26 protein-coding genes and 2 pseudogenes are annotated in these 25,970 nt (G+C 71.1%); 13 read left to right on the top strand and 15 right to left on the bottom strand.

Annotated features, from left to right (window positions below):
* Positions 1-35 precede the first annotated feature (35 nt).
* From AB0G15_RS21280 to AB0G15_RS21270, 3 genes are all read left to right on the top strand, one after another.
* Positions 36-488 carry a helix-turn-helix domain-containing protein gene (locus tag AB0G15_RS21280; RefSeq protein ID WP_362842251.1) on the top strand — a complete coding sequence of 151 codons (453 nt, stop codon included), beginning with the start codon at positions 36-38 and terminating at the stop codon, positions 486-488.
* 289 nt (positions 489-777) lie between these two features.
* Positions 778-2,160 carry an FAD-binding oxidoreductase gene (locus AB0G15_RS21275; protein WP_362842249.1) on the top strand — a complete coding sequence of 461 codons (1,383 nt, stop codon included), beginning with the start codon at positions 778-780 and terminating at the stop codon, positions 2,158-2,160.
* A 318-nt stretch (positions 2,161-2,478) separates the two neighbouring features.
* Entirely contained in the window at positions 2,479-3,042 is a 564-nt protein-coding gene (locus AB0G15_RS21270; protein ID WP_362842247.1) for a TetR/AcrR family transcriptional regulator, read from the top strand.
* Positions 3,043-3,658: 616 nt separating this feature from the next.
* Here AB0G15_RS21270 and AB0G15_RS21265 read toward each other — a convergent pair.
* Positions 3,659-4,135 (bottom strand): DUF6194 family protein, encoded by a 477-nt coding sequence (locus AB0G15_RS21265; RefSeq protein ID WP_362842244.1) that lies wholly within the window; start codon positions 4,133-4,135, stop codon positions 3,659-3,661.
* A gap of 87 nt (positions 4,136-4,222) precedes the next feature.
* Between AB0G15_RS21265 and AB0G15_RS21260 the strand changes: the two genes are divergently transcribed.
* From AB0G15_RS21260 to AB0G15_RS21250, 3 genes are all read left to right on the top strand, one after another.
* A complete protein-coding gene (locus AB0G15_RS21260; protein ID WP_362842241.1) occupies positions 4,223-4,915 on the top strand; it encodes a MerR family transcriptional regulator in 693 nt (230 codons plus the stop codon).
* A 136-nt stretch (positions 4,916-5,051) separates the two neighbouring features.
* Complete coding sequence (locus AB0G15_RS21255) at positions 5,052-6,254, top strand: histidine kinase (protein ID WP_362842238.1); 1,203 nt, start codon at positions 5,052-5,054, stop codon at positions 6,252-6,254.
* The gene (locus AB0G15_RS21250; protein WP_329079758.1) at positions 6,245-6,889 is read left to right on the top strand and encodes a response regulator transcription factor; all 645 of its coding nucleotides are present in this window, start codon (positions 6,245-6,247) and stop codon (positions 6,887-6,889) included. Before AB0G15_RS21255 ends, AB0G15_RS21250 begins: the two co-directional genes overlap by 10 nt.
* A gap of 220 nt (positions 6,890-7,109) precedes the next feature.
* Here the strand turns inward: AB0G15_RS21250 and AB0G15_RS21245 are convergent, their stop codons facing one another.
* The 3 genes and pseudogenes from AB0G15_RS21245 to AB0G15_RS21235 form a co-directional block, all read right to left on the bottom strand.
* Positions 7,110-7,820 carry a L,D-transpeptidase family protein gene (locus AB0G15_RS21245; protein WP_362842236.1) on the bottom strand — a complete coding sequence of 237 codons (711 nt, stop codon included), beginning with the start codon at positions 7,818-7,820 and terminating at the stop codon, positions 7,110-7,112.
* 221 nt (positions 7,821-8,041) lie between these two features.
* Positions 8,042-8,773 (bottom strand): M15 family metallopeptidase, encoded by a 732-nt coding sequence (locus AB0G15_RS21240; protein WP_362842233.1) that lies wholly within the window; start codon positions 8,771-8,773, stop codon positions 8,042-8,044.
* 28 nt (positions 8,774-8,801) lie between these two features.
* A pseudogene (locus AB0G15_RS21235) lies at positions 8,802-9,676 on the bottom strand (IS5 family transposase).
* A gap of 220 nt (positions 9,677-9,896) precedes the next feature.
* Here AB0G15_RS21235 and AB0G15_RS21230 point away from each other — a divergent pair.
* Positions 9,897-10,043, top strand: a pseudogene (locus tag AB0G15_RS21230) (RHS repeat-associated core domain-containing protein); the annotation flags it as partial.
* A gap of 263 nt (positions 10,044-10,306) precedes the next feature.
* Here the strand turns inward: AB0G15_RS21230 and AB0G15_RS21225 are convergent.
* The 3 genes from AB0G15_RS21225 to AB0G15_RS21215 form a co-directional block, all read right to left on the bottom strand.
* Positions 10,307-11,674 carry a hypothetical protein gene (locus tag AB0G15_RS21225; protein WP_362842230.1) on the bottom strand — a complete coding sequence of 456 codons (1,368 nt, stop codon included), beginning with the start codon at positions 11,672-11,674 and terminating at the stop codon, positions 10,307-10,309.
* 173 nt (positions 11,675-11,847) lie between these two features.
* Positions 11,848-12,402 (bottom strand): GNAT family N-acetyltransferase, encoded by a 555-nt coding sequence (locus tag AB0G15_RS21220; RefSeq protein ID WP_362842228.1) that lies wholly within the window; start codon positions 12,400-12,402, stop codon positions 11,848-11,850.
* A 181-nt stretch (positions 12,403-12,583) separates the two neighbouring features.
* Positions 12,584-13,777: an isochorismate synthase gene (locus AB0G15_RS21215; RefSeq protein ID WP_362842225.1), complete on the bottom strand. Its 1,194-nt coding sequence runs from the start codon at positions 13,775-13,777 to the stop codon at positions 12,584-12,586.
* Positions 13,778-13,992: 215 nt separating this feature from the next.
* Between AB0G15_RS21215 and AB0G15_RS21210 the strand changes: the two genes are divergently transcribed.
* Positions 13,993-14,871, top strand: a complete 879-nt coding sequence (locus AB0G15_RS21210; RefSeq protein ID WP_362842222.1) for a GDSL-type esterase/lipase family protein — start codon at positions 13,993-13,995, stop codon at positions 14,869-14,871.
* Positions 14,872-14,897: 26 nt separating this feature from the next.
* On the opposite strand, the gene AB0G15_RS21205 is transcribed toward AB0G15_RS21210, so the two are convergent.
* The 5 genes from AB0G15_RS21205 to AB0G15_RS21185 form a co-directional block, all read right to left on the bottom strand.
* The gene (locus AB0G15_RS21205; RefSeq protein ID WP_362842337.1) at positions 14,898-15,503 is read right to left on the bottom strand and encodes a response regulator transcription factor; all 606 of its coding nucleotides are present in this window, start codon (positions 15,501-15,503) and stop codon (positions 14,898-14,900) included.
* A 17-nt stretch (positions 15,504-15,520) separates the two neighbouring features.
* Positions 15,521-16,699, bottom strand: coding sequence for a sensor histidine kinase (locus tag AB0G15_RS21200; protein ID WP_362842219.1), 1,179 nt, complete (start codon positions 16,697-16,699; stop codon positions 15,521-15,523).
* 61 nt (positions 16,700-16,760) lie between these two features.
* Positions 16,761-17,486 (bottom strand): ABC transporter permease, encoded by a 726-nt coding sequence (locus AB0G15_RS21195; protein WP_362842215.1) that lies wholly within the window; start codon positions 17,484-17,486, stop codon positions 16,761-16,763.
* Complete coding sequence (locus AB0G15_RS21190; protein ID WP_362842213.1) at positions 17,486-18,418, bottom strand: ABC transporter ATP-binding protein; 933 nt, start codon at positions 18,416-18,418, stop codon at positions 17,486-17,488. The genes AB0G15_RS21195 and AB0G15_RS21190 overlap by 1 nt, the downstream gene beginning before the upstream one ends.
* A 211-nt stretch (positions 18,419-18,629) precedes the next feature.
* Positions 18,630-19,379, bottom strand: a complete 750-nt coding sequence (locus AB0G15_RS21185; protein WP_362842210.1) for an alpha/beta hydrolase — start codon at positions 19,377-19,379, stop codon at positions 18,630-18,632.
* 77 nt (positions 19,380-19,456) lie between these two features.
* Between AB0G15_RS21185 and AB0G15_RS21180 the strand changes: the two genes are divergently transcribed.
* The 3 genes from AB0G15_RS21180 (at position 19,457) to AB0G15_RS21170 (ending at position 22,248) form a co-directional block, all read left to right on the top strand.
* Positions 19,457-20,416, top strand: a complete 960-nt coding sequence (locus AB0G15_RS21180; RefSeq protein WP_362842208.1) for a YafY family protein — start codon at positions 19,457-19,459, stop codon at positions 20,414-20,416.
* A 257-nt stretch (positions 20,417-20,673) separates the two neighbouring features.
* The gene (locus AB0G15_RS21175) at positions 20,674-21,000 is read left to right on the top strand and encodes a hypothetical protein (RefSeq protein WP_362842205.1); all 327 of its coding nucleotides are present in this window, start codon (positions 20,674-20,676) and stop codon (positions 20,998-21,000) included.
* 444 nt (positions 21,001-21,444) lie between these two features.
* Positions 21,445-22,248, top strand: coding sequence for an inositol monophosphatase family protein (locus AB0G15_RS21170; protein ID WP_362842202.1), 804 nt, complete (start codon positions 21,445-21,447; stop codon positions 22,246-22,248).
* A gap of 35 nt (positions 22,249-22,283) precedes the next feature.
* Here AB0G15_RS21170 and AB0G15_RS21165 read toward each other — a convergent pair whose 3' ends face one another.
* Positions 22,284-22,781 (bottom strand): SRPBCC family protein, encoded by a 498-nt coding sequence (locus tag AB0G15_RS21165; protein WP_362842199.1) that lies wholly within the window; start codon positions 22,779-22,781, stop codon positions 22,284-22,286.
* A gap of 168 nt (positions 22,782-22,949) precedes the next feature.
* On the opposite strand from AB0G15_RS21165, the gene AB0G15_RS21160 reads away from it, so the two are divergent.
* Positions 22,950-23,345, top strand: a complete 396-nt coding sequence (locus AB0G15_RS21160; protein ID WP_362842197.1) for a VOC family protein — start codon at positions 22,950-22,952, stop codon at positions 23,343-23,345.
* A 102-nt stretch (positions 23,346-23,447) separates the two neighbouring features.
* Here AB0G15_RS21160 and AB0G15_RS21155 read toward each other — a convergent pair whose 3' ends face one another.
* Positions 23,448-24,308 carry an alpha/beta hydrolase gene (locus tag AB0G15_RS21155; protein WP_362842194.1) on the bottom strand — a complete coding sequence of 287 codons (861 nt, stop codon included), beginning with the start codon at positions 24,306-24,308 and terminating at the stop codon, positions 23,448-23,450.
* A gap of 89 nt (positions 24,309-24,397) precedes the next feature.
* On the opposite strand from AB0G15_RS21155, the gene AB0G15_RS21150 reads away from it, so the two are divergent.
* Positions 24,398-25,510, top strand: a complete 1,113-nt coding sequence (locus AB0G15_RS21150) for a sigma-70 family RNA polymerase sigma factor (RefSeq protein ID WP_362842192.1) — start codon at positions 24,398-24,400, stop codon at positions 25,508-25,510.
* 82 nt (positions 25,511-25,592) lie between these two features.
* On the opposite strand, the gene AB0G15_RS21145 is transcribed toward AB0G15_RS21150, so the two are convergent.
* The gene (locus AB0G15_RS21145; RefSeq protein WP_362842190.1) at positions 25,593-25,883 is read right to left on the bottom strand and encodes a DUF1905 domain-containing protein; all 291 of its coding nucleotides are present in this window, start codon (positions 25,881-25,883) and stop codon (positions 25,593-25,595) included.
* Positions 25,884-25,970 lie beyond the last annotated feature (87 nt).

The raw sequence follows: 25,970 nt of genomic DNA, 5'->3' as shown, positions 1-25,970 counted from the left end.
ACAGTCAAAATCGGTGACTAAATGGGAGGCGTGCGGTGTCGAGGAGCGAGCGCAAGCGGGAGCTGCCCGACCTGGGGATCCTGTCCAGCCGGACGCTGTTCGGCCTGCAGAAGGAGCTGTTCTCCCGGTTGTCGGAGATGGGGCACGCGCAGGTCAGGCCGCGGCACGGGGCCGTGCTGGCCTACCTGGACGTGGAGGGCAGCCGGGCCTCCGACCTGGCCGCGCAGTCGGGCCAGCACAAGCAGGTGATCGGCAACCTGGTGGACGAGCTGGTGGCGCTCGGGTACGTGGAGCGGCGGCCGGATCCCGCCGACCGCAGGGCCAAGCTCGTCGTGCCCACCGAGCTGGGCCTCGATCACATGGTGAAGTCGGACGCCATTCTCGTGGAGATGGAGGCCGAGCACGCGCGGGCTGTCGGCGAGGAGGCGTACGCGGAGTTCAAGCGCGTCTTCCAGCTGGTCGCCGAGCGCCAGGCCGGGGCGAAGTGATCGTTTCCGGCCCTGCGGCGGGCCGGGTCCAGCAGGGGGCGGCGTCACCGGGTGGTGCGGGGGAAATCTCGGAAACGCGCATAAATCGGTATCGTGATACCGTATTGCTGTGCCGATCGCATGACGGTCGGCTCGAACAGAACGCAGGGCGATCGACCACGGATCGCGGATCGCATGCCGGGCGACCCCACCTATGCGCCGGGCGACAGAGGGCCGCCTCCGACGTGCCTGCGGCCATCGGCACCCGGCTCGCACCGGCTGCGCACAACAAGATCGGAAAGACATCCCCATGCCCCTCCGTTCACGTCCCTCGCTGCTCTCATCCGTCGAAGGGCCCGTCCTCTTCCCGGAGGACGACGGTTTTGCCGACGAGGCGTCGGTGTTCAACACGGCCGTCACCCATCGCCCGAGCGTGATCATCGGTGCCACCGGCGTCGCGGACGTCCAGGCGGCGGTGCGCTTCGCCGCGGAGCGGGACCTCCCCGCCGCGGTCCTCAACACCGGGCACGGTCCCTCCGTGTCCGTTCCCGGGGAAGCCGTCATGATCACCACGCGTCGCATGACGGAGGTGAGCGTCGACGGCGCGGCGAGGACCGCGCGGGTCGAAGCCGGCGTCCGCTGGGGTCAGGTGGTGCAGGAGGCCGCCAAGGCCGGGCTCGCGCCCCTCGCCGGTTCCTCGCCGCAGGTCGGTGTCGTCGGTTACACGCTCGGCGGCGGGGTGAGCGTCGCGCTGGGGCGGGCCTTCGGCTACGCGGCCGACCATGTCCTGGCGATCGACGTCGTGACCGCGGACGGCCTGCTCCGTCACGTCACGCCGCAGTCCGACGCGGAGTTGTTCTTCGCCCTGCGCGGCGGGAAAGGCAACTTCGGCGTCGTCACCGCGATGGAGTTCGGGCTGTTCCCCGTAACGGAACTGTACGCCGGGGCGCTGCAGTTCCCGGGTGAGAACGCCCGCGCGGTGCTGCGGGCCTACCAGCGGTTCACCGCCACGGCGCCCGACGACATGACCTCGTCGATCGTCTTCCTGCGTGCGCCCGACCTGCCGTTCGTTCCCGAATTCATGCGCGGAAAGCTCACCGTCTCCGTACGGGTCTCCTACCTGGGCTCGGCGGGCGACGGTGAGACACTGGTCGCCCCGTTGCGGGCGGCCGCGCCGGTACTCTCCGACACCGTGACCGTGATGCCCGCCGCGAACATCGCCGCCATCACCAACGATCCGGCCGAACCGGGCGCCGCCGTCGAGCACTTCACCGTGCTCGACGCACTGCCTCCCTCGGCCATGGAGGCGATCCTGGAGGTCGTCGGAACGGATTCCGGCACGCCTGTCACCATGGTCAACCTGACCCATCTCGGTGGCGCGTTCGCGAAGGCTCCGGAGCGGGCCAACGCGGTGGGACGGCGTGACGCCGCTTTCGCCGCGTTCACGCTGGCGGCGGTCGCGCCCGGCGATGTGAAGGACAGCGAGAACGTGGGCCTGGAACTGATCGACAGGCTCGTCGCGTCCGGAGGCGGCCGGAAGCACCCCGTTTACCTCTCGCCGGCCGACGCCTCCGTCGAAAGCGTGCGGCTGGCGTATGACGAGCCGACCTACGAGCGGCTGCAGGCGGCGAAGACCATGTACGACCCGCGCAACGTGTTCCGCCACAACCACAACATCCCGCCCCTGGCGTAGTCGCGGGAGACCGTGCGCCTTTGTTTCCCCGCCGCTGTTTCCCCGCCGCGCGGCCTCCGCCGCGATCGACCGGTCGCGCCGGCTCCGGCCGCACGGGCGGGACGGCACCGGGGGACCGCCACCCCGGATGCGAAATTCCGGGGCGGCGATGCCGGACGTGCACACCTTTTGTATTGCGGGAACGACTCGCAATTGTCCGGACACGCCTCTCCATGGTTTGACCACCACCAGGTATGAACGTATGGTACGGCCATGCCTATAGCGAACCGGAAAAGGCGTGCGGGCGGGGAGAAACGAACTCTCGTCCTGGATGCGGTAATGAACGTGCTCGCCGAACGCGGCTATGAGAACACCCGCTTCGCCGACGTGTCGGCTGCCAGCGGTGTCGCGATCAGCACGCTGCAGAACTACTTCGGTTCGCGTGAGGACATGGTCATCGAGGCCATGGGGCTTTCCGTCGATCGGGAGGTGGCGGCCTTGGAGGCGGTGGCCGCCGCCGAACGCGATCCATGGGAGCGACTGGTCGCCATGATCGATCGGAGCCTGAACAACTCCGATCGCACGCGGCGGATGCTCGTCGAATTCTGGCGGTCCGCCATGCGGGACGACGAACTTCGCGCCTACAGCACGGAGGTGCAGCAGCGCTACCGGGCGCCCTTCCTGGCCGCCGTGCGGGAAGGCGGTGAGCAGGGCGGGTTCACCCTCGTCCACGGACCCGACGACGTGACGGACTTCCTGATCTCCGCTCTGATCGGAGTCATCGTCTTCAGGGTCCTGCGCCATCCCGCGCCGCCGGCTCCCGCCGACTTCCGTGGCGTTCTGCTGTCCCAGCTCCGCCTGATGCTGGGACTCCACGGTGCGAGCCCCGCGGCTCGCCGGTGAGGAACGCCGCGCGGGCGTCGGCCGCCCTCGGCGGGGGCGGGGGCGGCGACGCGCCCGGGCGGGATCACCGGCTCACGCGAGAACGAAAGGAATAAACGTTCCCGCGTGAACGACCGGAAGTTCTTCATCCCGTCATGAATGTTCTCGTACGGGCGGACATCGCGGTGGATCTGGCGTTCCATCGACGGTGACCGGCTCGCCGGAAATCACCGGAACGGCAGGTGTGAATTTCCGCGGTATCGTCCCGTCCTCATTTGATCGGCGATATGCCCATGGCAATGAATCGAGCGAGCATGAGGTGGACGGCGGGCTTCCGCACCGCGGTGATCAGTCCCTACGGGCGGATCCGGTTCACCGAACCACGCGGTTTCGCGGACCAGACGGTGCGTCAGGTGCTGCACATGGCCGGCGGAGGAGAGCTTCTCCGCGTGCGCCTGACGAACCGCTACGGCCGCGCCCCCCTGACCGTCGCCGCCGCGGCGGCCGCCACCGAGCGCGGGCGGGCCGGCCTCACCGTCGACGGCGCCGCGAGGCTCACCATCCCGCCGGGAGAGGAGATCGTCACCGATCCGGTGGATCTGTCCGTCGCCTCCGGCGTGTTCGGGCCGTCCTCGGATCAGGGTGACGCCGATCCGGCGCGCCGCCGGTGGCGAGAGCGGGCCAGGTCGTGGGCCGTGCGGAGCAGCTCCCGGACCGCCGGTTCCGTCCGCGGCCCCGGGTTCACCACGGCCAGCCAGCCCAGCGTGCCGTAGACGGGGTGCGCCATCACGGAGTCGGCCTCGCCCGGGTCGTCCTCGCCCGGGGCCGCGTCGCGCGGCTGCCGGCCCGTCCGATCGGCGAAGGCGTCCTTCCCGGCGAAAACGTTCAGGCGGAAGACGCCGGGACGGTCCAGCCGTGACAGCTCGTCGCCCGGGTAGTCCTTCGTCACGATCGTCGCGAAGGGCTGGGTCGCCTTCGGGACCTCGCCGTCGGGCGCGTAGTAGAAGAACGTGTCGCCCCAGCTGATCTCGGGTGAACCGTCGCCGGGGGCCGGCCGGAGGATCAGGATCCCGTCGAGGCCGGCGAGGAATTCGATGATCTCGTCGATACTCATGTGTTGTAGCGTGTCATTCACGTGCTTGTGGAGACTTTGCCCCGAACACGTCGAGGTGGACGGGTGATAAGTCGCAAATCAGGAAATATGCGGACGGTTGATGTCGCGCGGCATGCCGGGTGCTCCGTCCAGCAGGTGCGCAATCTCGAGCGCGACGGGGTGCTGCCTCCGGCGACGCGTACCGGCACGGGGTACCGGATCTACGGCGAGGCGCACCTGCGTTCCGCGGTGGCCTATCGGGCCCTCGCGGCCGGCGCGGGACCGGTCGAGGCCAAGAGGATCATGCGCGCGGCGCACGCGTATCCCGCCTCGGACCTGCTCGCCCTGCTCGACGCGGCACACGCCCGGCTCGACACCGAGCGGCGGGAACTCGCGCTGGCCCGGGAGGCCGCCGCGACGATCTCCGGGGAGTCGATCGGCGACGTACGCCCCTCGGACGTGATGGGCGTCTCCGAGCTCGCCGGCGCGCTCGGCGTGCGCCCCTCGACGTTGCGGCACTGGGACGCGGAGGGTCTCGTCGTGCCCCGGCGGACCTCCCCGGCAGGACCGCGACGATACTTCCCGGACGACGTCCGGGACGCGCGGATCGTCCACCAGCTGCGCATGGCCGGCCATCGCGTCGCCTCGCTCCGGGCTCTGATGCCGGAGCTGCGAGGCTCCCGCCGCTGGGACGAGGTGACGGCCACGCTGGCCGCCAGGGACGCGAGCGTCGACGCCCGCTCCAGAGCCCTCCTCGACGGTGCCGCCGCACTCGGCACCCTGCTCCCGCCGGTGGGCTGAGACCCGTGCCCGTGCGTGCCCGCGGCTTCCGGCGGGGTGTGGTTCTCCACAGCCCCGAAACGGCCACGTACCTCATTCCGGTCACGTCCCGATCGTTTGTAGCCTCTGGAACATGTCAGATGGGCCGGTTGGACCGATGGAAGGCCGCGGGGCGCCGGGGCCGGTGATCGCGCCGGTGCCCCCGGCCGTCCCGGTGCTCGCGGGCGCCGGGCCGGTCGAGCGGCACGGGAGGCGGCGCGCGCCCGCCGCCGAGGGGCTGCGGCTGCTGTGGGCGGTGGTCCTCGGGACGGTCACCGCCCTGCTCGGCGTGGTGTTCCTGCCGCTCGCGCTGCCGTTCGCCGGTCGCCCGGCCGTGCGGGAGGCGGCCCGGCGGCTGGCCGTGCTCGAAGCCCGCCGCCTGCGTCTCGACCCCGCCGCCCTCGAACTCGACGCGGATCGCCCGGACGGGCAGGAGCTGCGCTACCTGGCGGCCAGGGTGCCGGTGGGCGTGCTCGGCGGCCTGGTGGTCGTGCTGCTCGTCTGCGGCGCCTGGACGGCCCTCGCCCTCGCCTGGTCCTGGGGGAGGGGCCTGCCGTTCGACGGCATGACGCCGAGTGTGCCGCTGCTCGCCTACATCCTCCTGGGGGGCGTCGTCCTGCTGTTTCTGGACCTGTCGGGCCTGGTGGGGGTGTACGCGCTGGAGCGGAGGCTGGCCGTGCGCACGCTCGGGCCCGATCCCACCGAGGCGCTGCGGCGCCGCATCGCCGAGCTGGCCGAGAGCCGCGCGGGCGCGCTGGCGGCCGTCGACTCCGAGCGGCGCAGGATCGAGCGGGACCTGCACGACGGGCTGCAGCAACGGCTGGTGGCGCTGTCCATGCTGGTCGGACGGGCGCGCAGAGGACGCTCCGAACTGCTCGCGCAGGCGCACGAGGAGGCGCAGCAGGCGCTGGCCGAGCTCCGCGAGGTGGCCTGGCGGGTCTACCCGTCGGGACTGGACACCCTCGGGCTCGCCAACGCGCTGGCCGGGGTGGCCGAGCGCTCCGGCGTCCCGGTCAAGGTCGTCTGCGAGCTGTCCGCACGGCCGCCGATGGCGGTGGAGACGGCGTCGTACTTCGTGGTCAGCGAGGCGGTGACCAACGCGGCCAAGCACGCCCGCGCCACCGTGATCACCGTCGAGGTCCGCGAACGCGACACAATGGTCGTCGTGCGGATACAGGACGACGGCGTGGGCGGGGCGAGCGCGGCGGGCGGCGGCCTGTCGGGGCTGGCGCGGCGGGTGGCCGCGCTGGACGGCCGCTTCGGCGTCGACAGCCCGCCCGGCGGGCCCACCGTGATCATCGCGGAGCTTCCGTGCGGGTGATCCTGGCCGAGGACTCGACCCTGCTGCGCGAGGGGCTGGTCCGGCTGCTGCTGGAGGAGGGCCACGAGGTGCCGGCCGCGGTCGGCGACGGCGAGGCGCTCGTCGCCGCGGTCGCCGAGCACCGGCCCGACGTCGTGGTCGCCGACGTGCGGATGCCGCCGACCCACACCGACGAGGGGCTGCGGGCGGTGCTGGAGATCCGCCGCCGCCACCCGGGGACGCGCGTGCTGGTCCTGTCGCAGTACGTCGAGAAGCGCTACGCCACCGAGCTGATGACCGGTGACGTGGACGGGGTCGGCTACCTGCTCAAGGACCGGGTGGCCCAGGTCGCCGACTTCCTCGACGCGCTCGACCGCGTCGGCGCCGGGGGAGCGGCCTTCGATCCGGAGGTGGTACGGCAGCTGCTGGCCAGAACCACCCACGCCGACCCGCTGAGCCGCCTCACCTCCCGCGAGCGCGAGGTGCTCGACCACATGGCGCAGGGCCTGACCAACGCCTCCACCGCCGAGCGGCTGCACGTCTCCCAGAGCGCCGTCGAGAAACACGTCAACGCGATCTTCGACAAGCTCGGCCTGCTCCACGTCACCGGCTACAGCCGCCGCGTCCTGGCGGTGCTGCGCTATCTCGGCTCCTGAGCTCGAGTTCCGACCTCCGGCGGGGCGGCACGGCCCGCGATGCCCGGCGACCTCGGGTTCCCCGCCGCCAGGACAAGGTCCACGGTGCGCTCGGGCCCCCGCCGAACGTGCGAATGCCCGGCCCAAGGTACGTTTCAGGGCGCTCCGCGGCGTCGGCGAGTGCCCCTGGAAGATCGGTGGCACCGTCGACGCGGCGCTCGTACGGGCCGTCGCTCCGTGGTCAGGCGACCCTGATGTCTATCTGCGGAGAGTGCTTCGGGTCCATCCAGCGCAGCAGCCGCAGCAGTTCGTCGACCGGCAGGCTGACGCAGCCACTGGTGGGCCCGCCGTTGCTGACGTGGAGGAAGATCGCGCTACCCAGGTGGGGTGTGCGGTTCTCGGTGTTGTAGGCGATCACGGCGCCGTAGTCGTAGGCCGGGGGGTTCATCATGTCCTCGGGGGTGGTCCCCGGATCGGCGTGGCGGGCGTCCACCCATGTGTTGTAGAGGGGACTGGCGGAATCGTCGTTCCACTTGTCGTGGGAGAGCGCCTGCCGGTAGGGGAATCTCACACCGGGATCGGGTTTGACCCCGAACATGAAGTCGAACCCGTACGTGCCGGACGGGGTGCGCCCGTCGCCCTCCCGCTTCTGGCCCGGCGGGGCGATGCCGCTCTCCCCGACGTTCGCCGTCCACGGCCCGTACGCCTTCACCCAGCGGCCGTTCTCCGCGGTGTAGGCGACCAGCGTGGCGGTGCTCCTGTGGTAGGCGTCGGCCGTCACGGTGATGAGCTGCCGTCCCGGCGACGGGGGTGGCAGGGCGGCGGCCGTGGAGGCGGAGGCGGCACGGGCACCGAAAAACCCGCCGAAGGCCATGACGAGTGCGAGCAGGGCGGCGCTCACGAGGGAGGCCGTTCCCAAGCCTGCGGGCGCTCGCCGGTCAACGTTGTCCATACGTGCAGGTTAGCCAGGTAAGAGGGGTGCTCGGTGTACTAAAGGCCAGGTCAGAGCCTCGATCATGGTGGATGCCTCGCTCGCGCCGGACGTCCTGCCCCTGAGGTCCGGCCTCCGCTCATGTCCGGCCAGGGCTCACCGGCCGGCGGTCCCATGCCGCCGAGACGGCCGCCGGCGGCTCCCGCCGTGGCACGGCACCGGGAGATCTCAGTACGAAGGCGTCATCGTCCGTTCTGGGAGAAGTGCTGGTAGTCCTTCGAGGACGACCATGATCCGCCCCAGACCCAGCCGATCTTCTCGAACGCGCGAACCACGTCGTCACCGGGGTTGATGACCCCTGGCCGATCCAGGGGCCGCCGGACGTAGTCCTTCGCGTTCGGGGGATCGACGGTGCCGCCTGGATAGGGATGGATGTAGGGGTTCTCCCGGGTGTTGACGTCGATCGCCAGGCCGTAGGCGTGCTGCGACCAGGTGCCGCTGGTCCCGACGCGACGGCAGTTGAAGGCCGAGGTGTTGTCCGCCGCCATGGAGGCGTCGTCGCTGCCCTTGTAGGCCTCCACCGGCTGCATCCGCCGGATGGGGAAGCGCTGACCGTACAGCTTCCTGAAGACCGAGACGACCTGGCCGGCCACCGATTTGTTGATCACCATCTTTCCCGTGTGGGGTCTGCCGTCGAAGCCCCAGTGGGTCATAGTGATCATTCTGAGGTCGTCGGGTCCCACCGGGCATCCCCGACGCCAGGAATGGCGGAGCTGGCCCGGGGACACCGGCGTCACCGTGGCGGTGAACGCCTGTGACGTGCCCGGGGCAGGGGTCACCGGCGGGGATGCCTGTGGTGTGCCCGGAGCGACGGGCACCGGCGGGGCCGCCGCGACCGTCACCGCGGCGATGCCGGTCACGCCGAGGAGAGCGAGTGCCGCCGCGGCCGAGGTGTGGCGTGGAATGAATGCCATCTTCCCAGACTAGGACCTGTTTTGTGGATCATCTGAGCCGGAGCAGTAGGCAGGCGATGGTCACGGCTGATCGGTAGTGGGCGGCGAGCTTGTCGTAGCGGGTGGCGATGCCTTTGAAGTGCTTGAGCCGGTTGAAGCAGCGTTCGACGACGTTGCGCCGCTTGTAGCGGATCGGGTCGAAGGCATGGCGGCGGTGTCCGCGGCGGGCTCGTCCGGCCAGTTGGTCGGCGCGCTCGGGAATGGTCGCGCCGATCTTGCGTCGGCGCAGGTAGGTGCGGATGGCGCGGGAGCTGTAGCCCTTGTCGGCGATCACATGGTCGGGCCGGGTGCGGGGCCGGCCGGTGCCGGTGCGGGGCACGCGGATGGCTTCCATCACGGCCGCAAACTGGGTGCAGTCGTTGACGTTGCCGCCGGTGAGCACGAACGCCAGAGGCAGGCCGCGTCCGTCGACGGCCAGGTGGATCTTGGTGGTCAGTCCGCCGCGCGAGCGCCCGAGCGCCTGTCGGCCCTGATCGTTCTGACCAGGTTGCTGCCCGGGTGTGCCGTGGTGGGTCCCCCTTTACGGGCTCCGGCCACGTGCTGGTGAGCGCGCACGATGGTGGAGTCCACGCAGATGGCCGACCAGTCGACCTGGCCGACGGCGTCGTCGTGCACCTGGACATGCTCCAAGAGCCGGGTGAAGGTGCCGTCGGCTGACCAGCGGCGAAAGCGCTGGTAGATGGTCTGCCAGGGGCCATAGCGCTCAGGGACGTCACGCCAGTCGGCGCCGGTGCGGATCTTCCAGACGATGCCGTTGAGGACCTGGCGGTGATCACGCCAGCGGCCACCGCGTTCGGGGTTGGCCGGAAGCAACGGGGCGATGCGCGCCCAGGCGTCATCGGTGAGTTCATGGCGACGAACCATGTGCTCTATCCAGCCACACGATTGATGAGGCGTCAGGCGAATTGGTTGGCGTCCGGGGAGGGTGAGGGGCCGGAAGGCCCCTCACCTGGGGTTTGGGGCGAAGGCCCAAACAGACACAGCCTGAGCGTGATATGCGCGCAGCGCGAGGACCCAGCGAGGTCCAAGACGCGAGTCGCACCATTCAACACTCAGTGATTCACAAAACAGGTCCTACGGCAAGCGCCGCGGCTCCGATGACCTGCCCTTCACCGACCGCGGCTTCCTCGGCAAGATCGAAGACGACTCCACCGGGTTGGACTACTTGTCGGCCCGCTACTACGACCCGTCCATCGGGAAATTTGTCTCCCCTGACCCTCTACTGAGGTGATCTCAGCGAGAACAGGCCAAGCATCTGTGGTGTCATGTCGCCAAGCGTCATTGACGCGTACGAACCGGGATAGGTCGCGATGTCCCTGAAATGAGCGTGGAGCCCCCGGTAGAAGAGGTCTCACCACAAGATCCTCGACCGGAAAGCTCCACGTGATCACCTATCGTGCCACGCTCGACGTCTCCCGGGACCTGGTTCGCCATGTCGCAACCCTCCTGGCCGCCGAACGCCGCCGGCGCGAACCGGCAGCTGAGGATCGAACGTCAGGAGGTTTCGCCGAACCGCGCCCGCCACGGCCCGGGCAGGTCCTGCCGTTTCCAGTCGCCGGTGTAGGCCGGCGGCTTGACGCCCCGGTGGGTCACGATGATGTCGTAGCCGCGTTCCCGGAACTTCTGGATGCGCCGGGGCATGGTGGTGTCGAACCGCTGGGCGATGGCCTGCGACTCGCAGCCCAGCAGGTAGCCGAGCTGGGCGCCGCCCTGCCCGTAGATCACGCATGGTCCCTCGATCCGGGGCCTGAGCTCCTCGGCGGCGGCGTTCATGACGTCGCGTTCGGTGCGGGCATCCGACGACATGGCGACGGCGACGGTGCCCTGAAGGATCAGATGGGCCGCCACACCGGCCAGGACCGGTATGGGGGCCGGGTGCGCGGCGGTCGCGATGGGCAGGGCCAGCAGGGCGTACACCGGGAGCAGGAAGCGCGGGGCGGCGTAGTCGACGTAGAAGAAGTACGGCAGTGCCATCGCCACGGCCGTCGCCGTCGCCAGCGCGAGCGGGCGGAACCAGGCGGTGTGCCGAGCCGCCCACAGGCCCGCGCCCGTGGCCAGCAGGATCGCGATCCACCAGATGATCAGGGCGGGGGACACGCCGCCGCACTCGACCCCGAAGCGGCACAACGCCGGCCCGTCGAGGGCGCGGGCCTGCTCGTCCAGGGTGCTGGTCAGCCCGGTGTCGTTGTGTTCCCCGGCAGCCCCGAGGCGTTCGGCGACCCCGCCGAACCGGACGACCGCCTCGGCCATCCACTGGCCCCAGCCGATCGCCAGCCCCGCGGCCAGCGCCGCCAGTTCCCGGAACCGCCGCTGCCACAGGGCGTAGGCGGCCAGCGGCACCGCCAGCACCAGCGCGTCGGTCGGCCGCATGAGCGAGACGAGCACCATGGAGCCGCCCAGGCCCAGCGGGGTCCCGGTCAGCAGGAAGCCGGTGGCGGCGACCGCGCCCAGCGCGACGTAGAGGTTGGGCATCGCCTGGTTGCCGTAGAAGAGGGACAACCAGCATCCGGCCAGCACCAGGGCGGCCAGCGGCACGACCCAGTGGTTCCTGACCCGCAGCCAGACGGCGAAGGCGCCGAAGAGGGCGGCGGAGGAGACCAGGGTCAGCCAGATCCGCAGCACGACCACCTCGTCGGTGATCGCCACGATCGGCGCGACGAGGAGCGGCACCCCCTGGGCACGCGGGGCGGAGTAGACGGCGGGCGGCGCGTGGGCGGCGTACTGGGAGGCGTAGACGGCCTCGTCCCAGCCGATCCCCATGCCGGGGGTGGGGATGAGGAACTGGGCGGTGAGGTAGAGCAGCGCGACCCCCGCGAGCAGGACCGCGGGGGTGGTGACGACCTCTCGCCGGACGATGACCATGGCGCCCTCCCGATGCCGCCGGAAGGGCCCCCTAACCTCCAGACAATCGGACACACCTGGCCGACGGGAGAATCTTCCTCGGGCCGTTCTCGATGCGGCCGGGCTCCAACGCGTCTTCCCCGCCTGTGACCACGCTCGGTCGCCACCGAAAGTGAAGGGGGACGGGTGGATCCTCAGGGACGCAGCGGGTCCTCGTCCGCGGGGGAGAGGTCGCTGGGCCAGAGCCGGTAGACGTTGAGGCGCGTCTCGTAGTACTTGTCCGTCTCCCCGACCCACTGCATGCCGATGCGCTTGGCCGTTCCCGCACCGCGGTCGTTGTTCACCCGGACGACCGCGACGAGCTCGTGGGCACCGATGGAGAACGCCCACTCGGCCAGGGCGCGGCCGGCCTCGGTGGCGTAGCCCTTCCCCCAGGCGTCGGGAGCGAGCTGCCAGCCGATCTCGATGTCCTCCTCGTCGGGCGGCAGATACCTCAGGGAGAGGCCGCCGACGACCCTCTGGTCGGAGTTGCGGACGATCGCCCAGCGGCCCAGCGGGGGCGTGAGGGTGCTGCGGCTGCGGGTCCAGGACTCCAGCGTGGCGCGCATCGCCTGCTCGCCCTCGAGTTCCGTCATCGTCGGGGACAGCCACCGGGTGACCTCGGGGACGCCGTAGATGTGAAGGGCCTCAGCGGCGTCGTCGGGACTCCAGTCACGCACCGTGAGGCGGGTGGTGGTCAGTAGTGCCATGTTTTCCTCTCCCTGACGAGTTGGCCGGCCGTGCGGCGACGAGAGGACGCCGATCTTGAGAAAATATCGGTTTCTTGCCGGAAATGTCCGATGTATTGCCATTGTGAGGGTACGCCCATTAGCCGGGTGGTCACCAGGCCGCACGGAAACTACCTGGTCGCCGGTGTGTCCACCCGGAGGGTCAGCCCTCCAGGGCGTACTGCATCACGCGGAGCTTGGCCTGGGCCTCCGCGAGCTCGGAGGCGGGGTCGGAGTCGCCCATGATGCCGCAGCCGGCGAACAGGCGGGCTCTGGGGCCCTCGATCTGGGCGCAGCGCAGCGCGATGCCCCACTCCCCGTCACCACGCGCGTCGATCCAGCCGACCGGCCCGGCGTACCCGGCCCGGTCCATGCCCTCCAGCTCCCGGATGACGCCGAGCGCCGCCCCGGTGGGGGTGCCGCCGACGGCGGCGGTCGGGTGCATGGCCGCCACCACGTCCAGGACCGAGGCCCCGTCCGACAGGCGCCCGCTCACCGGGCTGGCCAGGTGCTGGACGTTGGAGAGCACCAGGAGCTCGGGCTCCTCGGGGATCTTCAGCTCGGCGCAGAGCGGGTCGAGCGCCTCGCGCACCGACGCGACCGCGCAGGCGTGCTCGTGGCGGTTCTTCTCCGAGGTGAACAGGGCCGTGCCGCGCGCCACGTCGTCGGCCTGGTCGGCGCCCCGCGCGATCGTGCCGGCCAGCACCAGGGACTCGATGGTCTCCCCGGTGCGCCGGACCAGCAGCTCGGGGGTGGCGCCGACCAGTCCGGCGCAGGAGAAGGTGTAGCACTCCGGGTAGCGGTCGGCCAGGCGGGCCAGCAGCAGCCGGACGTCGATCGGCCGCTCCGCGACGGCGGTCAGGTCGCGGGCCAGCACGGTCTTCTCCAGGTGGCCCGACCTGATCCGCCGGACGGCCCTGGCCACGGCGTGCTCCCACTCGGGCGCGGTCAGGCTGCCGTCGCCGTACCGGATCCTGCCCGGGGCGCGGAGCGGGGTGACCGCGTCGAGCCGCCGCTCGCCGACGGTGGTCAGCCAGGAACGGCCGTCGCGGCGGGCGAGGATGGTCTGGGGGACGACGAGGACCGAGCCGCGGGCCTCCGGGTCGAAGGTGAACGAGCCGAAGGCGACGGGGCCCGAGCCGGGCGCCGTCACGTCGTCGTCGACGTGCGCCTCGCCGAAGAGGTCCGAGAGCCGGTCACGGGCCCAGTCGAAACGCCGGGGGCCGGGCGGCACGGCCAGACGGATGGCCTCACCCCAGGCGACCAGGCCCTCCCCGTGCCTGACCCAGGCGTAGGGGGCGGTCTCCGGCAGTCGTGCGAACAGGTCACCGGGGTCGTCGACGGGGGTGGTCGTCACCACGAGAGGACGGGTTGATCCGAGCGCTACACTCACCCCCGCCACTCTATGCGGGAAACTGAACGTGTTCGACGGCGGTTCTCCCGTCAGCACACCCGCCACGCGGTGTCAAGAAAACCAAGGTACTCGGTCAACGGGCCGTACTGTCCTGGCCTGCGGTGATACATCCGAAGCAGACGCGATCTCTCAGCGGAGGTGTCATGCTTCGCACGACTGTGACAGCATTCACAGGGCTCGCCGCCCTCGCGACCGCCTGGGCGGCCCCGGCCGGAGCCACCCGGACGGCGGAACCCTGGCGGCCGGTGATCATGGCCGCGCTCGGCGACTCCATCAGCGCGGGATTCAACGCCTGCGGCTGGTATCTCACCTGCACCTCCCGCTCCTGGTCCACCGGTGACCACCGAGGCGTCCAGAGCCAGTACGTGAGGCTGCGCGCCCTGAACGCGGCCGTCGCCGGGCACAACGTGAACCTCGCCGTCCCCGGCGCCACCAGCGCCGACCTCGCCGGGCAGGTGGCCCGCGCGGTCGGCAGGCGCGCCGACTACGTGACGGTGCTGATCGGCGCCCAGGACGCCTGCGTGTCCGCAGAGCGGCTGATGACCCCGGTGGCCGTCTACGAGCGGCGGGTGGCCGAGGCCCTGGCGCTGTTCCGGGCCGGGCGGCCCGGCGGCCGGGTGTTCGTGGCGAGCGTCCCCGACATCAAGCGGCTGTGGCAGATCGGCAAGGGCAACCCGGTGGCGCGCGGGTTCTGGGCGGTGGGCCGGATCTGCCCCACCATGCTGGCGCGGCCCACCTCGCCCTCGGCGGCCGACCGGGCGCGCCGCGACCGCGTGCGCGCCCGGGTGGCCGCCTACAACGCCGCGCTCGCCAGGGTCTGCGCGGCGTACGGCCCCGCCTGCCGGTTCGACGGCAACGAGGTGTTCAGGCAGCGGTTCACGGTCGGCCACCTCAGCAAGTGGGACTACTTCCACCCCAACGCCGCGGGCCAGAAGCTGATCGCGGAGAAGACCTACGCGATGATGCGCGACTGGCTCACCGAGGACGCCACGGAACCCGCTCCCGTCCCCGCTCCCGCCCCGGCCCCCGTTCTCTGATCCCGTCCCCGTCCGGCCCCGGCGGCTCAGAGCCAGCCGTTGTGCCGGGCGGCGCGGGCGGCCTCGATGCGGTTGCGGGTGCCGGTCTTGCCGATCGCGGCGGACAGGTAGTTGCGCACCGTGCTCTCCGACAGGTGCAGCCGCCGGGAGATGTCGGAGACCGTCGCGCCGTCGACCGCCGCGGCCAGCACGTCCCGCTCGCGGTCGGTCAGCGGGCTGGCACCGGCGCTCAGCGCGGCGGCGGCCAGCGCGGGGTCGATCACCTTCTCGCCCGCCAGGGCCCGGCGGATCGCCGCGGCGAGTTCCTCCACGGGGCCGTCCTTGACCAGGAACCCCGCGGCGCCCGCCTCCATCGCCCGCCGCAGGTAGCCGGGCCTGCCGAACGTGGTCAGGATCAGCACCCGGCAGCCCGGCAGCCGGTCCCGCAGCTCGGCCGCGGCGTCCAGGCCGCTGCCCCCCGGCATCTCGATGTCCAGCAGGGCGACGTCGGGGCGCGCGGCGAGCGCGGCGGGCACGACCTCGTCGCCCCGGGTGACCGTGGCGACGACCTCGATGTCGTCCTCCAGGCCGAGGAGCAGGGCCAGCGCGCTGCGCATCATGCCCTGGTCCTCCGCCAGCAGCACTCTGATCACGGGAGCGTCAGGAGCGGTCATGGGAGCGTCACCCTCAGCAGGAAGCCGTCGCGATCGCGGGTCTCCAGGGTCCCGCCGAGCGCGACGACCCGCTCGGACAGGCCGCGCAGGCCGTTGCCGAACGGGCTCCCGCCGCGCCCCCGGCCGTCGTCGCGGATCTCCAGCGTCGTTCCCTCCAGGGTGATCTCGCAGGTACGGGCGGCGCTGTGGCGGACCACGTTGGTCACCCCCTCCCGCACGGCCCAGCCCAGCAGGGCGTCGGCCTCCGGTGCCGGCCGCTCCCCGGTGACGGTGACGGTGGCGGCGATGTCCGCGTCGGCCAGGACCGTACGCGCCGAGGCCAGCTCGGCGGCCAGCCCCCGGCCGCGGTAACCGGTGACCGCGGCCCGCACCTCGGTCAGCGCCTTCCTGCCGACGGCCTCGATGTCGGCGGCCTGCCGCGCCGCCGCCTCGCCGTCGCGGGGGGCCAGCCGCCGTACGGCCTCGGCCTTGACCACCATCACCGACAGGGTGTGCCCGAGCAGGTCGTGCAGGTCGCGGGAGAACCGCAGCCGCTCCTCGGCCACCGCGGCGCGGGCCAGCTCCTCGCGGGTCTCCTGGAGCTCGGCGATCACGGAGAACAGTTTCAGGACGATGCTGACCACCAGGCCACCGGTGGCCGTGCCCCAGGTGGCCAGGGAGATGCTCGCCCAGCTCGCCCCCGCGCGCCACATCACCACGACCAGCGCGAGCGTCAGGGCCGTGAGGAGGAGGTAGACGGACCTCCCGCGCAGCACGGCCCCGCAGGCGATGGTCATCAGCGGCGCGAGGTAGAACCAGTTGTGCGCGAACCCCGCCAGCAGCAGGAAGGCCACCACCAGCAGCCCGGCCAGCACCACGGCCGCCGCGCGCCGCCGGTCGCGGAAGGACAACCGGATGCACAGCACGTACAGGACGGCGAAGGCGGCGATCCCCAGCGCGGCGGGCGGCACCGGCCGCACCTGCCCCGCGGCGAGGTCGCTGATCGGGGGGTAGACGAGCAGCAGCCACGGGTAGAAGGCGAGCTCTCCCGGCCCTCCCCGCCTGGCCCTCCCCGGCTCTCCTCGCCCGGCCCTCCCCGGCTCTCCCGGTTTCACCGTTTCAGGTCCTCCCCGGCCCGCCGCCTCCGGCACCTCGGACTTCGCCGCCTGCGGCACGCCGGGTCTCACCTGCCTCACCTGCCGCGCCTCTCGCGGTCCTTCCGGCTTCCCGCTCACCCGGCCACTCCTATCACGCGGTTCACCCCACGCGCCCGGACCGGCGGTAGCCGTACACCGCCAGGATCCCGAAGACGACCAGCCAGCCGGTCAGCGTCAGTGCCGTGCCCACCTCGGGTGCCTGCCCGAAGGCGACCTTCCGCGACAGGTCGGCGTAGCCGAAGCTCGGCGTCCACTCCGCGACGGCCCGCAACCAGGAGGGGAAGGCCTCGGCGGGCAGCCACAGTCCCCCGATGATCGCCATCGACATGTTGGCCGCGATGTTGAGCACGGAGGCGGTCTGGCCGCTGAACAGGTAGCCGAAGGCCAGGCCGAGCAGATTGAAGGGAAGCGAACCGGCCCAGAGCAGGAGCACGATCGAGATCCACTGCCAGGTCTCCATCCGTACCCCGTTGAGCAGCGCCGCCGCCAGGGACACACCGATGATCACGGGCAGTACCACGAGCATGCCGGTGGCCGCCTTGCCCGCGACCACCCGTGCCGGGGCCAGCGGAGTGATCCGCAGCTGCCGCAGCCAGCCCGCCGACCTGTCCTCGGCGATGCCGCCGCCGTTGTTGAAGGCCGAGCCGATCGCGCCGAAGGCGGCCATGTTGACCATCAGGTAGAGGGCGGCCAGGACGCGGTCGTCGCCCGTCACGCCGAGGTTGGTGAAGAGGAGGTACATCGTCACGGGCATCGCGAAACCCATGATCACGTATCCCGGGTCGCGGAGGGTCCTGGTGAACTCCAGGCGGACGTAGCCGAGCATCACGCCTCCACCTCCGTCAGCGCCGTTGCCCCGGGGGCCGGCTCTGCCGGCTCTGTCAGCTCTGTCAGCGCGATGAAGGCGTCCTCGAGCGCGGCGGGGACGACTTCGAGGTCTCGTACGGCTCCCGCCGCCGCCAGCGCCACGACGGTGGCGTCGGCGTCGCGGGTACGCAGGTGGGCCCGCCCACCCCGGATCTCGGCCGAGACGACCCCGGGCAGGCGTTCCAGCGAGGCGGCCTCCCCGGTGGCGGTGACGCTGACCGTGGACAGCGCGACCAGGCGCTTGATCTCCCTGCTGGTACCGTCGGCCGCGATCCGGCCCCGGTCGATCACCACCACCCGGTCGGCGTACTCGTCGGCCTCCTCCAGGTAGTGGGTGGAGAACACGATCGTCTTGCCGCGCGCGGCGAAGGCGCGCATGCTCTCCCAGAACTCCCGCCTGGCCCGCACGTCCAGCGCCGCGGTCGGCTCGTCCAGCAACATCAGGTCGGGGTCCCCGGCCAGCGCCAGCGCGAAGCGGACCCGTTGCGCCTGGCCGCCCGACAGCCGTTCCATCCTGCGGCCGGCCAGCCCTTCCAGTCCGGCGGTCGCCAGCACCTCCTCCAGCGGGAGCGGCGAGCGGTAGGTCCCGGAGACGAAACCGACCAGCTCGCGGACCGTGGTCCGGGGAACGAGGCCGCCCTCCTGGGGCATCGCCGCCAGCCGCCCGCTCCGGACCGCGCGCTCGGGGGAGCCCCCGAAGACGCGCACCGTCCCGGAGCCGGGGGCCAGCAGCCCGAGCAGCAACCCGATCGTGGTCGATTTCCCCGCGCCGTTCGGGCCGAGCAGGGCGACGGTCTGCCCGGCGGGAATGTCGAGGCTGAGGCCGTCCACGGCGCGCACCGCCCCGAAACATCTGGTCACGTCCCTGAGGGACACCGCGTCGTTCGTCATGCGGACGACGCTACGGAGAGCGCGTTATCCGGGGCAGATCCATCGATCCGGAACCACCCGTGACAAATGTCCTGCCACCCCGCGCCGCCCGGTCCTCCGGCCCTCCCGGTGTCCCGCCTTCCGGGGTCCTTCCGGAGCCCCGAGAAGCCCTGCGGCGTCCCGCTTTCCAGGGGTTTCCCGGAGCGCCGCGGTGTCCCGTCCTCCGGTTCCCTCAGCCCGCCAGCGCGGCCAGCGCGGCGGCGGTCTCCTCCGGCCTGGAGACCATCGGCCAGTGCCCGGTCGGCACCTCGGCGAAGCTCCACTCGGGCCCGGCGAGCGCGGCGAAGAAGGGGTGACCGGAAGCGATCATGGCGTGCACCTGCTCCAGCGGGAACGAGCAGGTGACGAGCGTCTTGGGCAGTGCGCCCGTGCCGCCCTTGAGCACCAGCGGCCGGGTCATCGTCCCGTACGGCTGCGGGGTCGCGCGGGAGGCGAGCCACTCGCGCTCGGCCTCGCCCAGTCCCTCCAGGCCGGCCCCGGCCTCCTCCTGTTCCTCCCAGGAGGGGAGCGGGTAGCGCACCCCGTCGCCCCGCTCGGCGACCCGCCTCTCGATGAACGCCCGCCACTCGGGCTCGTGGAGGTCCAGGTGGGTCATTCCGTCGGCCGTCGGCCCGCTCTCGACGTAGACGATCCGGGCGACGCGCTCGGGGATCCGGTCGGCCGCGCCGGTGACCGGGGCGCCGGCCCCGCTGTGGGCGACGAGGATCACCTCGGTCAGGTCCGCGAAGACGATGGTGTTGACGATGTCCTGGATGTGGGTCTCCAGGTCGACCTCGGGGCCCGCCAGGTGAACCCTGTCGCCGAGGCCGGTGAGCGTGACCGGGTGGACGTCGTGCCCGGCCTCGCGCAGCGGTCCGGTGACCTTCTCCCAGGCCCACGCGCCGAGCCAGAAACCGGGGACCAGGACGTATGTGCTCATCATGTCTCTCCTCTGTTCGCCTGGTTTCACCCTAGAATCGAATCCGGACAGTATCGGTCCTGATTTTGAAGGGAATTCCGATGACCGCCGCCCGGGTGCTCGCGTTGCTTGAGCTGCTGCAGGCCGCCCCCGGCCTGACCGGCCCCGACCTCGCCGCGAGGCTGGAGGTGGACGAGCGCACGGTCCGCCGCTACGCGGTGAGGCTGTCGGAGCTCGGGGTGCCGGTCCAGGCCGAACGGGGCCGCCACGGCGGTTACCGGCTGCTGCCCGGCTACAAGCTCCCGCCGCTCATGCTCACCGACGACGAGGCCACCGCCGTGGTGCTGGGGCTGCTGGCCGGGCGGCGGACCGGGCTGGCGGTGGGGGAGGCCGCGACCGAGAGCGCGCTGGCCAAGATCCAGCGGGTGCTCCCGCGTCCGCTGCGCGAGCGTGTCGACGCGGTGTCGGAGACGCTGGGCCACACCGGGAACGCGGCGCCGAAGGTGAGCACCCCGAAGGCGGGACCGCTGCTCGCCCTCGCCGGCGCCGCCCGGCGCCGGGTCACCGTCCGGCTGGCCTACCGCTCCTGGCGCGGCGACGCCTCCGAGCGCGATCTCGACCCGTACGGCATCGTCTTCCACTCCGGCCGCTGGTACGTCGCCGGGCTCGACCACGGCAGCGGGGAGATCAGGACGTTCCGGGTGGACCGGGTGGCGGGCGCCGTGCACACCGAAAGGGGCTTCCAGGTGCCCGACGGCTTCGACCCGGTGGCCCACGTGGTCGGGTCACTGTCGGCGGTGCCCTACCGGCACGAGGTCAGGGTGCTGCTGGAGACCACCTTGGAGGAGGCCGCCGCGCGGATCCCGGCCTCCACGGCGACGCTGGCCGAGACCTCCGGCGGGGTGCTGCTGGACACCAGGGCCGAGCGGCTGGACGGGATGGCGCAGATGCTCGCCGGGCTCGGCTGGCCGTTCACCGTGATCACTCCCGCCGAGCTGCGCGACGAGGTCAGGGCGCTGGCCGCCCGCCTCGTCGCCTCCGCCGGCGATCCCCCGCCCTGAAGCCGCTCGGGCGGAAAGGTCGCCGGCCCCGTCCCCGCCGATGACCGCATACCGGGCGAACGTGCGACCGAAGTGCCAGCGCCTTTCCGAAAAGTTCCGCTGTCCTCTTGAACCAGCAGGTCATACGGGTTAAAGCCGCTCACGTCCCGCGAACCCGCGAAACAAGACACAGAAGCTTATTGTTGTCCGAATTAGGTTGCCGTAGTGTTGCCGCCACGGACTGATGGGGGCCGTCAAAGTCCCAACGGGAGGAAGTAATGAGACAGAGAATCAGCAGGAAATCGGCGTGGTCGATGCTGGCCGTCGCACCCCTACTCGGCGCATCTCTCTTCACGGCGGCACCCGCGTCCGCCTCGGCCGCGGCGGTGACGGCCGGCGTCTCCGGGACGGTGGCGATCATGGGCAACGACTGCGGCTTCCCGACTTCCGCGCGTCCCAACAGCAGGTTCGTCTCCAGCCACGGCAACTGCAATGACTGTCTCAGGAAAAAGACGGCGTTGCAGTACAAATACAGCTGGCGCTACTACTACTGTACGTACAACCCCAGTAACAATCTGAACGACCTGCACTACCAGGGAATCTGAATGACCCTCCGGTAGGCCCCGGGTGGCCGGCGCCCTTAAAGAGGTCGCGCCCATCGAGGCGGAGAAAAGGCGAGCCATCAGGACAGGTGACCGGATAACCGAGTGATGTCTCCCGGTTTTTGCGGGGACACTTCGGTTGACCGGCATCCCTCGAATCCGGCCCGGTTCGATCGGAAGAAACGCACCTGCGGATCAGGGGACACTCCGGCAACGGGTCGCCCGCGCGGCGACCGTGTCCGGCGTGTCCCCTCTCCTGGAGCCGTGCCGTGGTGGTCGGTCGAAGGGGAAACTCCCGGCGTGGGGCAGAATCGTCGCCCGTGAGGGAGGTTTCTTCGCGGTCCGCGGGCATGAAGGCGGCAGACCCCGGTCCGGACGCCGGCCTGGACGTCGTCGCCCCCGGGGGGGCAGGCGGGCGCTGGTGGAGATCGCGCCTATGCTGTGCACATGCCGATCACGGACGAGGAAGTGGCCCTCACGGCAGCGCGATCAGAAGCCGCTGTGGTGAGAGCCATGTACGGTGCGCCGCTGGAGCGCTTCGCGAAAACCGCGACCGACTTCGCCACCTCCGCTGACATCGACGCGGAGAGCGCCATCCTTGACATCATTCGCGCCGCCCGGCCGGACGACGTCGTGACAGGCGAGGAGAGCGGGCGCACCGGCTCGGCCGGGGCGGAGCGCATGTGGCTGGTCGACCCCCTGTGCGGCACGCTGAACTACGCCGCGCGCACCATGCTGGTCGCGGTGAACGTCGCCCTGCGCGTCGGCCGGGACCTCACGGTGGCCGCCTCGGCCGACCCGTTCGCCGACGAGGTGTTCTGGACGGACGGTGATCGCGCCCACGTCCGCCGCGACGGCGTGGACGAGGAGCTCGTGCCGTCGTCCGAGTCGCGGCTGGTGGACCTCAACCTCGACCCGCCGTTCCCGAACGAGCCGGGCTTCCGGGCGGTCCGTCTGCTCGCCGACCCGAGGTTCGCCGAGCGCTTCCAGCCACGCGTTTTGTCCACCACCCTGGCGCTGGCCTGGGTCGCCGCCGGCCGGCGAGCCGCGTACGTCACCGACGGCCACCCGCGGGACAACGTGCACTTCGCCGCCGGGATCGCGTTGTGCCAGGCCGCCGGGTGCGTGGTGACGGGCATCCACGGCCAGCCGCTGTACACCGGCGCGGGCGGGCTCGTCGCGGCGGCCGACCACGAGACGCACGCCGCGCTGCTCGAAATGATCGGCGATCGGTCCCCTGCGGCTTTGTGACCACCGGTGGACCTTCTGCGTCACGCGGTGATGCTCTAACGAGCGGTCGAGAGCGCGTCGAGTCGTTCCAGTGTCGCTGTCATGCTGGCGATCCACGCCCTGCCGTTGTCCATGTTCTTTCGAGTCTTTTCGGGGACACGGGAGCAGTCGTAGGTGTGCGTCACGGTTGTGGCGTTGGCTCCATCCGGAGTCAGGGTGAACCCCCATCGATGACCCCAGTGTGCGGACGGGCTTCCAGGAAGGGAGTCGGGGTGACCGAGGCCCGCTTCCGGTTCCCAGGCCAGGCGTCGGTTCGTCTCGTACTCAACTACGTGGTTGATCATCTCGTAGTCACCGAGCTCCCGATAGTGCATCCTCATCGTGAACACGTCTCCGACACCGGAGACGACCTGAGGGGAAACAGCGCCGCGCAACATGCCGGAGCCATCGAGATCGATGTGTCTGGCCGGGTCCGTCAGGATGTCGAAGATCCGGGACGCGGGCGCTGGGATTCGCCGTGACACCGAAACCGGTTCGATTTCACTCTCTGTCATCGCAATGTCCTCTGCATCATGTTTGACTTATATAAATTTATGCTGAAATATTTATCGAGCACATGTTCTAGGCTTTCGGTGAATCCGGCGCCGGAGCCGCCAGCGAGCAGGCCGTCCCCGTGGCCGGGCGCATCCTCGTCCCTCACATCCCTGCCAGGAGTTCACCCGATGTCGCAGAAGATCACTACTTTCCTGATGTTCCAGGGCACCGCCGAGGAGGCGATGACCTTCTACACGTCGCTGTTCGACGACGCCGAGATCCTCGCCATCGCCCGCTACGGCCCCGAGGGGCCAGGCGTGGAGGGCAGCGTGCAGCACGCCACGTTCACGCTGGCGGGCCGGGAGTACATGGCCATCGACAGCAACGTGCAGCACGCCTTCGGCTTCACCCCGTCGATCTCGCTGTACGTGCAGTGCGAGTCGGAGGCGGAGATCGAGCGCCTGTACGCGGCGCTGTCGGAGAACGGCGAGCCGCTGATGCCGCTCGGCTCCTACGGCTTCAGCAAGCGCTTCGGCTGGACCAACGACCGCTTCGGCGTCTCCTGGCAGCTGAACCTCGCCTGATCCCCAGGTCCCGCCCTCGCATGTGACCGATCCCCGCCCCCGCGGCGGGATCGGTCACATGCGAGCACGTGGCCGTGCGTTCTCATGCGTTCTCGTACGTGCTCACGGCGTCGTCGCTCGGCTCTCCCGCGGGACCTCGTTCTCCCGCAGGACCTCGCGCAGCCGGGGGGCGAACCCGGCGGGGTCGTCGGCGAAGGCGATGTGGCCGCCGGGGAAGTACGTCGGCCTCGTGCCGAGCGCCGCGGCGAGTGCGGTCGACGCGTGGTCGCAGAGCTGGCCTGCCGACTCCTCCCCGATACCGACCACGACGGAGCCCGGCCCGGCACGCAGGGCGGCGATGTCGGGCTCCCAGCGGGTGGTCGCGCGCATCTCGTGCAGGAACCAGAAGCGCTCGTCCGCGGCCTCCTGCGGATCGGGCTCGGCCGGCGCCTCCGCGGGACCGCCCGCCGGCTCCTCGGACTCGGGCATCGGGATGTTGGCGTTGATCATGAACTTGGCCCAGTCGCCGGAGACGTAGGTGGCGATGATGTCCTCGACCGCGACGTCGCGCTTCTCGGGGTCGTCGAGCAGGCGGTTCAGCGGGGGCTCGTGCGCGATCACGGTGCGCACCTGCTCGGGGTGGGCGACGGCGAGCGCGAGCGCGGTGACGGCGCCGCCGCTGGAACCGAAGACCGCGGCCGGACCGGCGTCGAGGTGGGTCAGGAGCCGGGAGAGGTCGTCGGCGCGCTTCTGCGGGGTCGAGTCCTGGCCGGGTTCGTCGAGGGAACTGCGGTTGACGCCCCGGGGGTCGGTGGTGAGCACGGTGTGGTCGTCGGCGAGCAGGTCGGCCAGCGGTGCGAAGTGCGCGGCGTGCATCGGGGCGCCGACGAGCACCACGAGGGGCCCCCGGCCCCGTACCTCGTAGTAGAGCGTGGCGTCGGGGACCTTGAGGTGATCGGCGGTGACGGTCGTCGCGGGGCTCATGGCAATCTCCTGGAACGGTCTGGGAGGGTCTGGACGGTACTGTGGTGCTCAGAGGGGAAGACTTCCGGCGTGGGGCAGAATCGTCGTTCGTGAGGAAGATTTCTTCGTGGTCCGCGGGCGAGGCGGCGGAAGACGCCGGGGACGCCGGCCCGGTCCTGGCGCGTGGCGCGGACACGGGCGCGATCCGGGCGCATGACGGTGAGGACGACCTGGCCCGGGCGCGTGACGGGGACGACGCCGCGTTCACCCGCCTCGTGGAGCCGTTGCGCCGCGAGCTGCACGCCCACTGCTACCGCATGCTCGGCTCCACCCACGACGCCGACGACGCCCTGCAGGACGCCCTGGTACGGGCCTGGCGGGGACTCGCGCGCTTCGAGGGCCGCGGCTCGTTGCGCTCGTGGCTCTACACCGTGGCCACCCGCACCTGCCTGGACATCGTCGCCACCCGAGGCAGGCGGGCACTGCCCGTCGACCTCGGCCCCTCCAGCGAGCGCGCCGTGCTCGGTGACACCCCGCTGACCGACGCCGCCTGGCTGAGCCCCTACCCCGACGCGGGCCTCGCCGGCGGTCCGGCAGGCCCGGACGCGCGCTACGAGCAGCGCGAGGCCGTCGAGCTCGCCTTCGTCGCGGCCCTGCAGCACCTGCCGGGCAACCAGCGGGCGGCGCTGCTGCTGTTCGAGGTTCTCGGCTTCTCCGCCGCCGAGATCGCCACCATGATGGACACCACCACCACGTCGGTGAACAGCGCCCTGGCGCGAGCGCGCAAGGTCGTCGCGGACAAGGCCTTCCCCCGCGCCCAGCAGCCGACGCTGCGGAAGATCGGCGACGCCCGGGTACGGGAGATCGTCGCCGGCTACTCCTCCGCGCTGGAACGCGGAGACACCGACGCCCTGGTCGCGCTGCTGACCGAGGACGTCACCTGGTCGATGCCGCCGATGGCGCACTGGTACCGCGGCCTGGAGGCCGTCACCGACTTCGCCGTACGGGTCCCGCTGACCGGTTGCGGAAGCTGGCGGCACCTCCCGGTCGGTGCGAACGGCCAGCCCGGAGTGGGCTGCTACCGCTGGGACGAGGACGCCGCCGCCCATCTCGCCTGGGCGATCAACGTGTTCACCCTGCGCGGCGAGCGGATCGCCGAGATCACCTCGTTCATCGGCTCCGACCATTTCGTCCGCTTCGGGCTGCCCGCCTCGCTGCCCTGAGCCCGGCGCGCGCCACGGTCCGGGCACGGTGGCGTGACCTGCCGCCACGGCCCGTCCCGGTCCGGGGGCCGGCTCGGGTGGTTCAGCTGAACCGCTGATCGAGGTGAAACGTCACCTCGGTGCCGGCCTGGTCCTTGCCGATGAGCCTGCACAGCGCGGCTCTGATGGGAAGCCAGTGCGGCCCGCCGCCGGACGGCATGAGGGTGGCGGTGAACGGGTGGCCGTCGATCGTCCCGCCGACCTTCACCGCCCGTCTCGTCCCGAGGATCTCGGCGGAGGCCGGCACGGTCACGAAGGTGGCGAAGGCCCCGTCCTTCTCGATCGGCGCGGTGAAGGTGTGGTCGAGCGGCTGCGCGGGCTTCTGTGCGGGCATCTTCGTCTCCTGAGTGGTGATGGCCTGTCGAAGAGGGGACTCCCGTGATGGCAGGGAATCGTCGCTCGTGAGTGAGAATTCTCCGGA

Origin of the sequence: Streptosporangium sp. NPDC023825 (assembly GCF_040639575.1) — a bacterium.
Lineage (GTDB): Bacteria > Actinomycetota > Actinomycetes > Streptosporangiales > Streptosporangiaceae > Streptosporangium.
Note: the sequence above shows the minus strand (reverse complement) of the source record. Positions and strands in the feature narration are given on the sequence as shown.